Origin of the sequence: Streptomyces sp. NPDC052079, assembly GCF_040680275.1 — a bacterium.
GTDB lineage: Bacteria > Actinomycetota > Actinomycetes > Streptomycetales > Streptomycetaceae > Streptomyces.
Genome location: NZ_JBFAWL010000005.1, coordinates 21,186 through 35,587, shown reverse-complemented (window position 1 = coordinate 35,587; position 14,402 = coordinate 21,186). Strand labels below are relative to the sequence as shown.

Here is a 14,402-nt window from a genome sequence, read left to right as displayed (position 1 = left end):
GGGAATAGCAGGCTTCACAGCACGACCGAATGACGTGTGTTCGATATCGCAGCCGCGTCGTTAGACCTCACGACTCAGCCGCAGCGACCGTCCTAGGGGGAACGATGACCTCGGCCGTTACGCAGGACCAGCCGCCGCAACCACCCAAAGGAACCGTGCCGGACGACGAAACGCAACAGGCCAGTGTTCGAGAGGAGGAGTACCTCTACCGCGACGAGTCAAGGCTTCAGGCCGGCTCGCAGCTGACCTCCCGCAACATGGCACGGCGCCTGCCCTCGCTCGTGCGGTGCTCGGTGCAGATGGCCTGGCGCGTGGACCGCGGTGCGACCGTCGGCCTGCTGGTGTGCCAGATCGGAACCGGCGTCCTCGCGGCCCTGGGCCTCCTGGCCGTCACGGGCACGATCACCGCCCTGATCTCCGCAGGTGACATCACGGAGCGGCTGTGGGACGCCGCCCCACAGCTGGCCGTCATCGCCGCCTCCACGGGCCTGCGCGCGCTGCTGGGCATCACCGTCGTCTGGCTGACCGGACGGCTGCGCCCGGTCCTCGGCCGGGCCGCGGAACTAACGATGATCGAGGCCGCGCTCGGTGCGGAACTGGCCGCCAACAACAAGCCCGGCTACAACGACGCCTACGACATCGCCGACCGCGGAGCCCAGGTCACCCCCGACCTCGTCGAAGAAGCCCAAGATGTCCTCGCGGCGACCGCCACGCTCGCGGCCGGCGCCACCGTCCTGACCGTCCTGCACCCCCTGCTCCTCCCCCTTCTCTTCCTGGCGTGCCTGCCGCAGGCCGCCGCCTACGTCCGCTCCGCCCGCGTGCTCTACCTCGCCGGGCTGGAGACCTCCGGGCGGCGCCGCATGCTGGGCAAGCTGCGCTGGCACATGGCCTATCAGGAGTCCAGCGAGGAGATGCGCGCCTGCCTGGCCGGTCCCTTCCTGATCGGGCGGTACCGGCGGCTGGCCGCCTCGGTCAACGCCGCCGAGCGCAAGGCCGCGAACACCGGCGCCTGGATGGGTCTGGCCGGAGCCGTGGCCGGCGGCATCGCCTCGACCGCGGTGTGGGCGGCGCTGTTGTGGCTCCTGGCCTCTGGGCGGATGAGCCTGGCGGCCGGCGGCGGCGCCGTCTTCGCCCTGCAGACCGCCACGGGCTCGGTGCGCGGCATCATCAACGGCGGGGCCCGCCTGGTTCGCACCGGCTGGTACGTGCAGGACTGGCAGAACTTCCTCGACAACGCCCACGGCCAGGCCATGACCGACTCCCGCGGCACCGCCCTCGTGGCCGCGGCCCCGGAGCGCTTCGAGGTCCGCGACGTCACTTACCGCTACGACGGCGCCCCCAAGGACAGCCTGAGCAACGTCTCCCTGCACGTGCGGCGCGGGGAGATCGTGGCGCTGGTCGGGGAGAACGGCTCCGGCAAGACGACCCTCTCGCGCCTGCTATGCGGACTGCTGCTGCCCACCGAGGGCGACGTGGCCTGGGACCACGCCTCCACCGCGGACCTGGACCCGTGGCGGTCGTGGGAGCATGTCGCGCTGGTACCACAGAAGTTCACCTACCTGCCGCTGACGATGCGCGACAACATCACCTTCGGCCAGGGCGACACCAGCGACGCGGCCCTGCTCGCCGCCTGCCAGGCGTCCGGCGCAGCAGAGATGCTGCCGGGCCTGCGCTCCGGCCTGAACACGCTACTGACCAGCGAGTGGTTCGGTGGTCAGCAGCTCTCCGGCGGGCAGTGGCAGCGTCTGGTCCTCACCCGTGCGTTCCACCGGCAGGCGGCGCTGCTGGTGATGGACGAGCCCACGGCCGCCCTCGACGCCCGCGCCGAGCACCGGATCTTCGCCGGATTGCGCGAACTGGCCAAGGACCGAGCCATCTTGCTGATCACTCATCGCCTGAGCAACGTGGCCGTTGCCGACCGGATCATCGTCCTGGACGAGGGCCGGATCGTCCAGGAAGGCACCTACGCCCAGCTCACCCAGCAGCCAGGGCTCTTCCGGTCCCTGTGGGAGCTGCAACGCCGGATGAGCGGCGACACCTCCTGATCACCCCGTCCGCGCGAGGCCGCCGTCTGCCAGTCAGAGACACCAGCCCGCTCCCCATGCTCCCTTTGCCGCATGTCCGAACCCGCCGCACCAACCCCGAAGGACTGTCGTGACGACTCCACCGGCTACCGAGGTCAGCCGGGTCCTGCTGGTGCATCCCACCTACCGCGAGGACGACTCATGACTGCTGCCCGGAAGCGTCGTCGAACCTGGCAAACACCCGCACGTCACCTGCCGAACCCGCCTGCTCGCCATACCCGCCCAGGCAGCCGCCCTGCTGGGTTGGGGCCCACCCGGCGCACGGCAAGCCCAGCTCGCGGTAGACACCGCACGAGAGCGGTGGGGCCTGCCCGCCGCGCGCGCCGCCACCATCGAGGAGATCCCGGCGGAGGGGATGCTGCTGAGCTGACCCGACCCCTGCCCCGCCCCGACTCGTCCCGCTCCACGCCCTCTGAGGTAGGTAGCCCCATGCCGTTGTCGCACGACCACATCCGCACCACCGTCGAGACCTATCTCGCGCGCCACCCTCACGAGCGCGAGCAGCTCGGCGTCCTTTTGGATGCCCTTGAACGTCCCACCGACATCGCCAGCCGCACTACCTTCACCGGACATGTCACCTGCGGCGCGATCGTCCTCGACCCGCTCGGCCGCGTCCTGCACGTGCTCCACCTGGCAAGCGGGAAGGTTCTCGCCCCCGGCGGACACGCCGAGCCCTCTGATGAGTCCCTGGCCAGGACTGCGCTACGGGAGCTGCACGAGGAGACCGGAATCCCGCCCCAGGCGGTCACGCCGTGGCCCGGCTACGAGACGGTGCCGTTCGACATCGACATCCACGACATCGACGCAAACCCGGGCAAAGGCGAACCCGGCCACCGGCACTTCGACCTCCGGTTCCTCTTCCGCCTGCACACCACGAACGAGGTGGAGGTGAGGCTGCAGGAAGAGGAGGTCGGCGGCATCGAGTGGCGGCCTGTGGACCGAGCGGCCTCCCCTTCCCTGCGCGAGAAACTCCGCAAGCTCCCGCTCCAGGTTGAATCGGAGACGGCCAACGCCTCCGCCCTGATTTACAACGACCGCGGCGAGTACCTGCTCCACCTGCGCGACTACTTCCCCGGCGAAATCTGGGAGCCGGGCATGTGGTCCCTGCTGGGCGGCGGCCGAGAGCCCCAGGACGCCACCCTGGAACACACGGTGCGACGTGAGCTGGACGAGGAAGCCGGCCTCAGCATCGCCGGCCTAACCCCGTTCGGCACCGAGTACGCCTCGGACGACGCCGGCAGGACCGTGCCCATCGCCATCTATGCCGGGCGCTGGAACGGCGACCCTCGTGACCTCCACCTGACGGAAGGGGTGATGCTGGCCTGGTTCGCTCCCGACGACCTCGACCGCCTGCGTATCGCACCCACCACCCGCGACCTCGTACGGCGCCACGCCGCCGGCCTCCCCACCAGCACCGCGCCGCAGAGCGGGCTCGCACCGCAGGAGGAGCACCGGGCTTCGCCGCACGGCGCGGTCCTCAACGTCATCGGCGTCCACCTCTATCTGGAGCGGCCTGACGGGACGGTGCTGCTCGGGCTGCGCCACCCCGACTCCGCGTTCGCGCCGTCCACCTGGCACGTCCTGGCCGGCCATTGCGAGCAGGAGAGCGCCGTCGCCTGCCTGATCAGGGAGGCACAGGAGGAAGCCGGCCTGCACATCGAGCGCCAGGACGTCGAACTCGTCCACGTCGTCCACCACATCGACAAGGCCGGGGACCAACCCCGGATGGGCCTGTTCTTCCGCGCCCGCGCCTGGAGCGGCGAGCCAGAACTGCGTGAGCCGGACAAGTGCACCCAGTGGAGATTCTGGGACCCCGCCACTCTCCCCGACAACCTCGTCCCCTACACCCGGGTGGCCATCGGAAAGATCCAGAACGGGGAGCTGTACAGCGAGACGGGATGGCCCGCATGACCGGCACCCCCAACGGCACACACCGCCGTGCGCCCACTGCGACTGCGGTCGGCCGTGCGGACACCCGTCTGGTGGTGATCCGCGGCAACTCGGCGTCAGGCAAGTCGAGTGTGGCCCAGGGTCTGCGAGATCACTACGGCCGCGGACTCGCGATCGTCGGCCAGGACGTGATCCGCCGGAGCGTGCTCCGGGAACACGACACCGCGCACGGCGCCAACATCGCCCTGCTGGGCAGCATCGCACGCGAAGCGCTGAACGCCGGCTTTCACGTAGTGCTCGAAGGGATCCTGTACGCCGACCGCTACGGCCACATGATCACGTCGCTCGTCCGGGACCACCGCGGCGTCTCCCACTGCTACTACCTCAACGTGCCGCTGGAAGCGACGTTGGTCCGGCACGCGTCAAAGGCGGATGCCGCATACCTGGAGCAGGTCACCGACAGCCACCTCGCCTCCTGGTACCGCGAGCTGGATCTGCTGCCCGACGGTCTGGGGACCGTGATCCCGGCCGACAGCACGCTGCAGGACACCGTCGCGCGCATCCTGCGCGAGACCGAGCTGGCCCCCGCCTCCCCCATCCCGCCGCCGTACAAGCCGTCGCAGGGAGACGCGATGAACCCTCTGGTGTTGATGTCCGATCCGCGCGTCGCCGCGATCCCGGTGCGCGAGTGCGGGGAACCCCTCGTCGACGTGCGAGACCACGGCTTCCGCGTCGACCCCCGCAAGCACGACCCTCTGGGTGCGTTCGCCCACGTCCGCGAGGGCGTCCTGGCCCGGCTGGAGCATGCCCGCTCGCTCCTGCCCGCCGGCACCGACCTGCTGTTCATCGAGGGCTACCGGCCGCTCGCGCTCCAGCAGCGCTACTTCACCGAGTACCGCGACGAGCTGGCCGCCGCCCACCCTGACTGGACACCTGAGCAGCTGCACCAGGGCGCCAGCCGGTACGTGTCGCCGCCAGAGATCGCGCCCCACTGCGCGGGCGCGGCCGTGGACGTGACCCTCGTCGACCAGGACGGCCACGAACTCGATCTCGGCACCCGTGTCAATGCCTCCCCGGAGGAAAGCCACGGGGCCTGCTTCACGCACGCCCCGAACCTCAGCGATCTCGCGCGCCACCATCGCACGCTGCTGCTCACCGCCATGGAGGGCGCAGGTTTCACGAACTACGGAACCGAGTTCTGGCACTTCTCGGTGGCAGACCGGTACGACGCGTTGACGAAGCAGGAGCCGCCCGCGCGCTACGGACCGACCGAACTGCCCTAGCACGACAGCGGACTCGTCCACTTCCTCGCCACGCATCCGCTTTCAGCCAGGCAGGCAGGAACGCGGCCACCGCTCCGTGGACGGTCGCGACTCCACGACCGCGACGGACGGAAAACATCGAACGGAGACACGAATGTCGGACGACACCGAGCAGGCGATTTCAGGCGTCCCAAGCCCAGCGGGCGCAGACGAACCACAAGAGCACCACATGCACCTGCTCGGGCGGTACTACCGGCAGGTGGAAGCAGGGCGCAAGACGATCGAAGTGAGGGTGGCCACCCCGAACAAGCTCGCCGTCGCCGTGGGCGACACGGTCGTCTTCCACGACCGGGACACCGGCCGGGAACTCGACGTCATCGTGGAGCGGATCACCCCGTACCCCTCCTTCGAGGACCTGCTCCGCCCCGAGGACACCGCGCGGATCGACCCGGACGCGCCGCCCGGCGAGCTGCTCGCCGGCCTCCGCGGCATCTACCCGCCGGCCAAGGAGGCCCTCGGCGTGCTCGCCCTCGCGTTCGGCCACCGCCCGGCCCGGCCCGACCGCCCCATGCCGATGACAGCCGAGGAGTACGCGCGGACCGTCCCCCACCACACGGTGTACGGCTGCCTCTACATCCGCGACGAGCACGACCGGCCCATCCAGCTCCGCTCGGTCTAGGGCTCGCGACTCTGGCAGTTCCCGGGCGGCAACCTGGACGCCCCGGGCGAGGACCCGCTGCGGACCGCCCGGCGCGAGGCGGTCGAGGAGACGGGCCTCGAACTCGGCCTGAGCACACCGCCGCTGCTCCTGACGCACTTCCTGCACGCCGGGCCCCGCCTGCCCCTGAACAAGGTGGGGTTCATCTTCGACGGAGGCCGGCTGACCGCCGACCAGCTCGGCCGGATCCGCCTCGACCCTGCCGAGCACGACGTGTGGGCCGTCCACGACCTCGCCACCTGGCAGGAGCTGATGGCGCCGCGCGCCTTCGCCCGCCTCGACGCCGTCGAACGCGCCCGGCGCGGCGAGGGCCCCGCCTACCTGATCACGCACACCTGACCCCCAACACCCCCGCCCCAGGAGGCAACCGTGCCCGCCGAGGACACCAACACCCGGGCCTGGCAGATCTACGGCCGGCGCCAACTGGCCCGCGCCTACGTCCCGCCCGTCCCCGACCGGCTCGACTGGACGCCCTGGGCAGGAGTCGGACCGGGAGCAGAAGTCTTCGGTGACCTCACCGGCCGCCGCGTCCTGGACATCGGCTCCGGGGCCGGTCACCACGCCGTCCATCTCGCCCAGGCTCACGGAGCCCATGTCACCGGCATCGAACTGTCCCCGACCCAGCACGAGCGCGCCGTCTGCGCCCACGCGGGCGTGGACGGCGTTGAATTCGTGCACGCGGACGTGACCGAGTACCTGGCCGGAGCCGAGCCATTCGACGCCGCGTACGCGATCGGGACGCTCGCCTTCATCGACCCGCACCGCTCGCTGTCGGCACTGCGCGACGGCCTGCGTCCCGGCGCCCCCTTGATCCTCTCGCTCTTGCACACCGACCTGCACGGCCGCGGTCCGTCCACGGAAGTGGCGCCGCGCGAGCAGATGATCCTGCTGCGCGACGACCCGCCCCTGCCGACGCAGATGTGGGTCCTGGCACCGCAACTGTGGGAGAACCTGCTCACCGAGTACGGCTTCCGCGTCGATGCCATCGACCTGTTCCCGCACCCCGACGAGAGCGCCTCGGTCGTCCAGCAGCTCATCCGCGCCCGGCGCCTGCCCGACCGGCCGGCGCACGTCTCCAGCCGCCTCCGCAGCACCCGAGCCCCGGCCGCCCACGCGGCCGTCGGCGTCGGAGCGATCCTGCTCGGCCAGCAGGGCATCCTGCTGGGCCGGCACCGCCGCGGCACCCTCGAACTGCCCGGCGTTCATTAGGCAAGTCGGTTGTCGGAAAACAATGTGTCGGGCTGGGCATGGGCCGCTACTGGACAAGATTCATGTGCTGTTCTTGGCCAACTCCGACGGCGGCCAGCGTTCGTCCCGGACCATGACATCCTCAAGTGGCTGAAGGTCTTCCGACAGCTCGGCCCACATCCGGGACCAGAAATCGTCCCAGGGATCACTAGGATCGCTCACTTTAGCCAGCGCAGCCGCGAGTTGCAGGGCCGTGTCTGTGGGCTGTGCCGTGATCGTCATGCCGACGACCGCGTTCCTCCAGAAGGGCGCGATCCCGGGCTCGCGGCCGTGACGGAATGCATGATCGCATGCCTCCCCAATCCATCCGGAGCTCAGGAGTAGTCGGACTGTCTCGTAGTGGACGCCGTCGTCGCTGGTACGGGCCCCGACGTCCAAGATTTCCGTTCGGGCGGCGAGGGGATCGCTATCGCCTAGCCGTTCAACGATGGTTCGGATCGCCGAGGAATCGTTGACGTGGTCCGCCGCTCGTGTGCGAAAGCGTGTCGCTTCCGCGTTCATCTCCAAGGCGTCGGCCAGCAGAGCCGCCTGCCACCACGCTCCGTCCGATTGGTCTATGTCAGTGGGGAGCTTGACGAGCAGTGCCTGGGCGGCATCACGGTCGTCGGTGGAACAAGCGCCAACGACCCGGGCAGCCCGCAACCGGTTGCCCGCCGAGGTTCTCTGGGCGTCGCGGACGAGCCTGAGGCGGGAAACGGCGGCTTCCCGGTCGGGCCCCCTCTTCACCATCCCCTCGGCAATCCAGACAATGTGGCTGGTTTCCTGGGCCGGATCGTCGATCGTGTTCCGCAGGAACCGGCGACCTTCTTCCGCCAGATCATCAAAGGTGGTGCGCTCCGAATCGCAGGACTCGACGAGGAACCAGGCTGCGAAGACCCGGGCGTCGAGCCGTGCGTCGGAATTTCTCACCAGGCGCTGTGCCACTTGGCGGGCGAAGAGTGGCTCACCAGACTCTGCAAGATCCTCGGCAAGGTCGGCGATCAGGTTGTGCGTGGCGAGATCCGATGGCGGCCGGCCGCTGAGCCACCTCTTCCAGAGTCTCACCGCGTCCTCCAAATGACCGGCCTTCCTCAGACGAAGACCTGCCTGGTGGATCCATCCGGCTGGCAGGTCGGCATGGCGCAACACTGTCTTGAGCAATGTCAGCCCGCGGTCTGTTGCGCCTGCGTCGATAAGGGCGTCGGCGGCGCATAGGGCTGCGAACGCGCTGCTTCGGCGACCGAGGGCTTCGATCCGGTCCACCGCGCTGTTGTCGTCGCAGTGCCGCGCCAGCAGAGCAAGTGCTGCGGCGCGTCGGGCAGGGTGCACGACGGGCTCTTCAGCCAGTGCTCTCACCTCAGCTGCCACATCCGGGTGATGCATGAGCTGACCGAGAACGCCGATCGTGTCGTCCCAGATCGGTCCGTATTGGCGCTCCGTCAGCATCCGCAGCCCAAGCTGTCTGATCAGACGGCTTGCCACATCCGGGACGCACTGCCTCGTCTCGACCGCGACACGCCCCGCGAGCAGGGCCTGCCAGGCATTGTCTTCTTTCAACCGGCGCCAGAGCAGTTCTGACTGATGTCCTGGTGCAGACGCCCACGACGCGAGGGTGAGAACGAGGCGTTCGTAATCGGCGTGATCGCTTCGAAGGAAGCGTGCAGCGTCGTCCAACCGTGAAAGGTCAGGCTCCAGTTTGCGCGCCAGCATGGGGGCTGCAAGGAATTCGGCCAATGACCGGTGGGTGAATCGCGGCCGTCCATGAGCGGTGGCCGTGATCAGACCGGTTGAGGTAAGCAGCGTGGGCAGGACGTGCTCACTCAACGGTATGCCATCGGAAACGGCCGGAGCGTGGGTCCGGGTCCAGGCGTCGGCTGCGGCAGTCAGGTCCGCGTCGTCGTGCGAGAGGTACTCAGCAGCGATGTGCGCCAGGAACGGGCGCCGGTTGCTGTAGAGCCAGTCCGCAAGAACTTCCGCTTCCTTACCGTAGGGGGCCAGGGCGGTGACGAGCCGGTGTCGGGACTGAACGGCCGCCGGTCGGACGTACAGCAGGTACCGGATGAACTGGGCGAACAGGCCCGTTCGAGTCATCGGTAGTCGCGCCTCGGAGTTGTTCTCGTGGACCACGGCGGCGATAGTGGCGAGCAGTGGCACACGTGCCAGGTCATCACGGAAGGGAGAGCTCCTGATCTCGGCCAGGAACTCCGGGGTCAGCTCGGGGCGGCCCCGGGCGATGAACCACCGTTCAGCGAAGGACGCCAGCTGATCGTTGTCGAACGGCAGAAGGTCGCAGTCGGCGGCGCCGCTTTCGTACAACGGGCGAACATCGGACAGGAACAGTGGCCGGGAGGTAATCAGGAACCGGTGGACCCCCCGGCCCGCCAGCCGCCAGCTCAAGGCATGAACTACCTTACGGCGTAGGCCGACGTCGAGGATCTCGTCCAGTCCGTCCACACACACCAGCCACTCGGCACCCGGTGCGGGGCGTTCAGTGAAGGTCGCGGGATCGAGGACGAAGTCGACTCTCCCGCCCAGTTGGCGGGAGAGCGCTGCCGCAAGAAGGGTAGGAAAAGTTCCCTCTCCGGTGAGGTCCGCAGCAGCAATACGCAAGGGCACTAGCCACGGCGTACCGGGATGCCGCGGGACGTGGCTGTCACCGGACAGCCACACGCCCGACCAGTGTTGCACTAGCCTCTGCACCATGCTCGTCTTCCCCGAGCCGGGGGCACCCAAGACGACCGCGAGTGGCCTTCTCATGACGAGGTCGCTTGCAGGCACGACCATCGGCGGGCCGGGCCTACTGGATCCTGTCCGCGCATCTGGGCCGTCCGCGCGTACCCGCTCTCGGATATAGACATCGCCCAATGGCGGGGCATCGGCTCCGAAGAGCTCGTACGGCAAGTCGGAGCACATGTCCTGTTGTACGGCGAGGAGCTGCGCAACGTGAGCTGGCAGCACAGGTGCCCCGCCGCCGCCCGGTCCGGCAGGCTCAGTGAGCGAGAGTTCCGCGCGGCGGGAAACGGCGCGGGCGCGGTAGTTGTCTTCCTCGCCCTGCGTCCGGCTCGCCTGCGCCAGCAGCACATCCACCTTCTGTTCGAGCCGGATCTCGTGAGGCGCCCGACTACGGTCGACCAAGTCCTGGAAAGCGCGGGCGAAGCCGTCGGCGTGCGTATCCACGAAGCCGTGATCGAGATGCCCGAACTCTCCCGTCTCGCGGTTGCGTTCGACGGCGTCCAGCAGCTCCTTGCGTAGCCGCTCCCAGCCGTCAGCCCTGTCAAACGAACGGCGGAAGGCAGCCAGGACGTACTGGTCGCGGAACACGGCGAGGACAGACTCGGGCCGGTTCGCGCAGTACTCGACAAGGGTGTACGCGTACAAGCTGTCGAAGTCCTGTGGCGGCACATGGGGGTCGAGATGCAAAGTCTTCAGGGCCTGGATCACGCGCTCCCGGCGCAGCGCGCTGTCCGCTGCTGGTTTGGCCACCAGTTTGCCAACAACCCCCAACGCCGACGCCACGATGTCCACCAGTTGTCTCCCCCGAACTCCACCACACTGCAACGTGGTTAATCGACGATACCGCTACCGCGCCGTCCTCTACTGCACCCTCAGCGGGAACGGCAACGCCTCCGCATGCCGACTTTCCCCCCAGTCGGCTTGATCAGCCGCCGTGGCCGGGACACGGTCAGGCCATGGCGGAAAGGACCTGCGATATTGCCCCGATCAGGCCCCAAGCCGGGCTGGCGGCGCCGGACGGGCAAGCTCGCGATCTGCACAGGCCCGCTCCCCTCGCGTACGGCATGCAGCTCCAGGTCGAGCTCCGCAACGATCTTCCTCAGCTCCGTGGTCGTTGCCCGCTCGGAGGCCAGAGCTGCCGCCGCGTCGGCAAGTTTGGCCTTCAATTCGGCCACTTGCTCTGCCAGAGCCTGGGCAACCGTCGACCATATGGTCCTGGGGGCCTGGAAGGCCTCAATCAGGTCCTTGTGGTCGCCATAGTCGACGTCGCGGCGGACCCCTGCTTCACGCAGCAGTTCCGAAACAGTCAGCCGTCCGGTCTCGGAATGCATTGGAGTACCGTTCAATAGTCGGCTGGCGGCCGCGTTGAGGACCCTGCGCTCGGCCTTCCGGTCCCGTGGCCTGCGACTCATCCCACTTCTCCCTTCGTACCCCTGGCGTGGCGGCGGATGAGAGCTCTGATCCGGTCGGCCTGCGCGGCAGCGCGGTCGCGCAGTGGCCGCGGGGCGAGCTGATCGGTGGCGGCCTGCTCCAGCCGGTGGAGACCTTGCCTCAGTTCCGTGATGTTGCGGTCGGTGTAGGCAAGGTTGGTGCAGCTGGAGCGGCACTCGCTCTAATCGGGTCCTGCCGGCTCGGGCAGGCCCTGGGCGATGAGGGCGAGGCGGCACGCCGCCGTTTCGGGGCGCCACACGCAGGTCATACCCGCACCGTGATGGATGTGTGGATCGATGCTGGCCAAGAGCCGTTCGGCGTTTCGTTCGGCGATGACCACCCGGCCGGGGAAACTTCAGTGCGCGAGCCGAACCACTTCCTCACTCGCGTCGTGCCGCAGCTGGTGGGCGAGAACGCGTTGAGCGGTGCCGAGTGCGACGACGCGGACCGCCTCGCGCAGTGTGTCCGAGCCGACGGTGTCCTTGACGGGCGTGAGGCTGCTGTGGTGCACGCCGAGGTGCCGGATGGCGGCACAGGCACCGACCCACCAGGCCGAGGCAGCGGCGACCACTCGCACGGCGCCGCGCAGCGCGTCGTCGGTGACGCCGGGCAGAAGCAGGGCGTGAACGTCCTCGGCGACGCTGGCCAAAGGGCTGACTGCAGCATCGGACCGGCCGTGCTCGGCGGGCAGATCTACCCAGGCACTCAAGCCAGCCGCGTCGATCAGCGCCAGGGCCTGTGCGGTGGGCACCTCGGCAGGACGGGCGACCAAGGCAGCAACCGTGATGCCGGTCCTCACCGTCTGCACGGTGAGCTGCTCGCGCAACTGCGGCAGGTGCAGGGCGAGGCGCTGGACGTGAAGGCCGTCAGCGAGTACCTCCCACGACTCGTAGAGCGTAGGCGGGGGCAGCGGGGAGGGCGGCACGAGGTCTCCTTCGAACGGCACAGGTGCGGGGCGCACAGGCATCATGGCCACGGGCCGAGGCAGGTTATCGGCCTCGCAGGGCTGTTCCGGGTCGGCGGCACGATCGTGCTGAGCCTGTTCGGCGCCAGGGGCCTGCAGGCAGGCCCATGTCACCGAGCCGCAGCGATCGGCATCGGGCCGGCGGCCCCAGCGCAGGCACAGAGCCTCGACGATCTCCAGGCCGCGGCCGTCCTCAGCGTCCAGGCCCGGCCGCGCGGCTACCAGCTCGCCGTACGGCTGCGGGGTCGAAGACCTCCACATGCAGCAGCGCGTGCTGGCGGCACAGGCGTAGACGAATCCGCTCGGCCTGTGCGTGCTGCACGGCGTTGGTGAACAGCTCTGAGACGACCACCTCGGCCGTCTCGACGACGTCCGCCTCCACGGACCAGGCCGTCGCGGTGCGCCGCAGGAACCGACGGGCACATCCGGCCATCTTCGCGGTGCCTTCCAGCGTCGTCTCACGGGAAGTCACCGGCTGTGCCGGCCGCGGGTGAGCATCGGTCGGCTCGGGGCATCGGGCCACGGTGACGCTCATCTCGGCGCCTTCGGGCGCAGGATCACGGACACGGGCATGTGGGGGTCCTTCGTCGGCATGGGGGCGACCGCGACGGTGCGCGGCCGGTGCTTCAAGGACACCGCCACGCTGAACCGGTGCCCAGGTCTTCCAACGGCCCCTCGCCGTCCGGGAACCGGCCCTTGATCGGCCTTTTAGCGGCCTTCTCACCGGCCATCGGCCTTTTGACCAGGCCGACAGCTCCCATCGGATGCAGGCCGCCACTACGGTGGGTGAACACACGTGAGGATTCCCGCCGGGGGACGTATGAGCGAGGCAGCACGCGGTAACCGCCATCTCAAGCGGGAGCGCCGACGCATGCACCTGACACAGGAGCAGAACGCCGAGAAGCTCACCAAGCTCGCCGCGGTGATGTACAAGACGGGCGAACTGACGAAGCGTACGTCCGTCAGCCCTCGGCAGTTCCGCCGCTGGGAGAGCGATGCTCCTCCGTGGCCACACCCCGACCACCGCAAACTTTTAGAACGCTTCTACGACAGACCGATCCACGAGCTCGGCTTCAGCCCGACTGGAGACACCGCCCCGAGCACTCTCGCCGTCACCGAGCCGGTCCCGTCTGTCATCCGCACGGAATTCGAGACCCACGATCCAGTGAACCGCCGCCAACTCTTCGCCACCGGAGCCGCCGCGCTCGGCTCCGCAGCCGGCGCCGGCCTGCCCTGGCTCTCCCCCACCGCCTCGGCAGCACCAGGCGATGACGAGCTGCGGGTCAGCCACGACGACGTGGAAAACCTCCGCTCCGCCGCACACGACCTCGACGCCCTCGACCAGCAGTTCGGCAGCGACCGGCTGTGGCGCGGCGCCCGCAACCAGCTCCTGTGGCTCCACCACCTCATTGACCACGGCACCTACAGCGAACCCGTCGGCCAGGAACTCCATGCGATCGCCGGCCAGTTGACGACATCGCTCGGGTGGTTCTGTTACGACGCCGACCGGCAGACAGAGGCCCGCGTCTTCTTCTCCGAAGCCCTCAACACCGCGATGCTCGACGGCGACGACGCCCTGGCCACCCGCACCCTGTCCAACATGGCCCGCCAGTCCGTCGACCTCGGCAAAGCCCGCGAAGCGATCCGCTTCTCCCGCATCGCCCAGGCCCACGCCACCGAGTGGTCCGCGCCGCCCCGCGTCGCGGCACTGCTGGCCATCCGAGAGGCCCAGGGGCACGCTCGCCTCGGCGACGAGATCTCCGCGGGCAACGCCATCAAGCGGCCTGGAACCACTTCGAACACGGCACCAGCCAGCGCGATCCCGACTGGACCGGCTTCCTCAACGAGGCCGAACTCACCTGTCTGGAAGGCATGTGCCGCCTCGACCTCGGACAGTACCGGCAGTCCGTCAAACTCCTGGACCGCTCAGCGCAACTCCAGGACATCGCACGCTCCCGCAACCGCGGCATGTGCCTGGCCCGCCTCGCTTACGCCGCCCTCCAAGGCCACGACCTCGACCACAGCGTCCACGCGGTCGACGAGTCCCTGCAGCTGATCGCAGGCGGTATGACCTCCACCCGCAACATCAAGCA

Annotated in this window: 10 protein-coding genes and 1 pseudogene; 7 read left to right on the top strand and 4 right to left on the bottom strand. The window is 68.9% G+C overall.

Annotation, left to right across the window (positions count from 1 at the left end; all coding sequences use genetic code 11):
* Positions 1-104 precede the first annotated feature (104 nt).
* The 6 genes and pseudogenes from AB0L56_RS11030 (at position 105) to AB0L56_RS11005 (ending at position 7,163) form a co-directional block, all read left to right on the top strand.
* Positions 105-2,045, top strand: a complete 1,941-nt coding sequence (locus tag AB0L56_RS11030; protein ID WP_365421522.1) for an ABC transporter ATP-binding protein — start codon at positions 105-107, stop codon at positions 2,043-2,045.
* Positions 2,046-2,513: 468 nt separating this feature from the next.
* Positions 2,514-3,995, top strand: a complete 1,482-nt coding sequence (locus AB0L56_RS11025) for an NUDIX domain-containing protein (protein ID WP_365421519.1) — start codon at positions 2,514-2,516, stop codon at positions 3,993-3,995.
* Complete coding sequence (locus tag AB0L56_RS11020; RefSeq protein WP_365421516.1) at positions 3,992-5,257, top strand: M15 family metallopeptidase; 1,266 nt, start codon at positions 3,992-3,994, stop codon at positions 5,255-5,257. Before AB0L56_RS11025 ends, AB0L56_RS11020 begins: the two co-directional genes overlap by 4 nt.
* Positions 5,258-5,465: 208 nt before the next feature.
* Complete coding sequence (locus AB0L56_RS11015) at positions 5,466-5,915, top strand: ASCH domain-containing protein (RefSeq protein ID WP_365421513.1); 450 nt, start codon at positions 5,466-5,468, stop codon at positions 5,913-5,915.
* Between the two features lie 21 nt (positions 5,916-5,936).
* Positions 5,937-6,293: pseudogene (locus AB0L56_RS11010) on the top strand (NUDIX hydrolase); the annotation flags it as partial.
* Positions 6,294-6,323: 30 nt separating this feature from the next.
* Positions 6,324-7,163, top strand: a complete 840-nt coding sequence (locus tag AB0L56_RS11005) for a methyltransferase domain-containing protein (protein WP_365421510.1) — start codon at positions 6,324-6,326, stop codon at positions 7,161-7,163.
* Positions 7,164-7,223: 60 nt separating this feature from the next.
* On the opposite strand, the gene AB0L56_RS11000 is transcribed toward AB0L56_RS11005, so the two are convergent.
* The 4 genes from AB0L56_RS11000 to AB0L56_RS10985 form a co-directional block, all read right to left on the bottom strand.
* Entirely contained in the window at positions 7,224-10,706 is a 3,483-nt protein-coding gene (locus tag AB0L56_RS11000) for a hypothetical protein (protein ID WP_365421507.1), read from the bottom strand.
* 80 nt (positions 10,707-10,786) lie between these two features.
* Positions 10,787-11,245 carry a hypothetical protein gene (locus tag AB0L56_RS10995; RefSeq protein ID WP_365421504.1) on the bottom strand — a complete coding sequence of 153 codons (459 nt, stop codon included), beginning with the start codon at positions 11,243-11,245 and terminating at the stop codon, positions 10,787-10,789.
* 455 nt (positions 11,246-11,700) lie between these two features.
* Complete coding sequence (locus tag AB0L56_RS10990; RefSeq protein WP_365421501.1) at positions 11,701-12,270, bottom strand: hypothetical protein; 570 nt, start codon at positions 12,268-12,270, stop codon at positions 11,701-11,703.
* 232 nt (positions 12,271-12,502) lie between these two features.
* Positions 12,503-12,844 carry an ATP-binding protein gene (locus AB0L56_RS10985; RefSeq protein ID WP_365421498.1) on the bottom strand — a complete coding sequence of 114 codons (342 nt, stop codon included), beginning with the start codon at positions 12,842-12,844 and terminating at the stop codon, positions 12,503-12,505.
* Positions 12,845-13,180: 336 nt separating this feature from the next.
* On the opposite strand from AB0L56_RS10985, the gene AB0L56_RS10980 reads away from it, so the two are divergent.
* Positions 13,181-14,365 (top strand): hypothetical protein, encoded by a 1,185-nt coding sequence (locus tag AB0L56_RS10980; RefSeq protein WP_365421496.1) that lies wholly within the window; start codon positions 13,181-13,183, stop codon positions 14,363-14,365.
* Positions 14,366-14,402: the final 37 nt, after the last annotated feature.

Excerpts from the sequence above, each read along its gene's own strand:
- AB0L56_RS11030 (WP_365421522.1), top strand. The coding sequence starts at position 105 with ATGACCTCGGCCGTTACGCAGGACCAGCCGCCGCAACCACCCAAAGGA.
- AB0L56_RS11020 (WP_365421516.1), top strand. The coding sequence starts at position 3,992 with ATGACCGGCACCCCCAACGGCACACACCGCCGTGCGCCCACTGCGACT.
- AB0L56_RS10985 (WP_365421498.1), bottom strand. The coding sequence starts at position 12,844 with ATGAGCGTCACCGTGGCCCGATGCCCCGAGCCGACCGATGCTCACCCG.
- AB0L56_RS11025 (WP_365421519.1), top strand. The coding sequence starts at position 2,514 with ATGCCGTTGTCGCACGACCACATCCGCACCACCGTCGAGACCTATCTC.
- AB0L56_RS10980 (WP_365421496.1), top strand. The coding sequence starts at position 13,181 with ATGCACCTGACACAGGAGCAGAACGCCGAGAAGCTCACCAAGCTCGCC.
- AB0L56_RS10995 (WP_365421504.1), bottom strand. The coding sequence starts at position 11,245 with ATGCATTCCGAGACCGGACGGCTGACTGTTTCGGAACTGCTGCGTGAA.
- AB0L56_RS11015 (WP_365421513.1), top strand. The coding sequence starts at position 5,466 with ATGCACCTGCTCGGGCGGTACTACCGGCAGGTGGAAGCAGGGCGCAAG.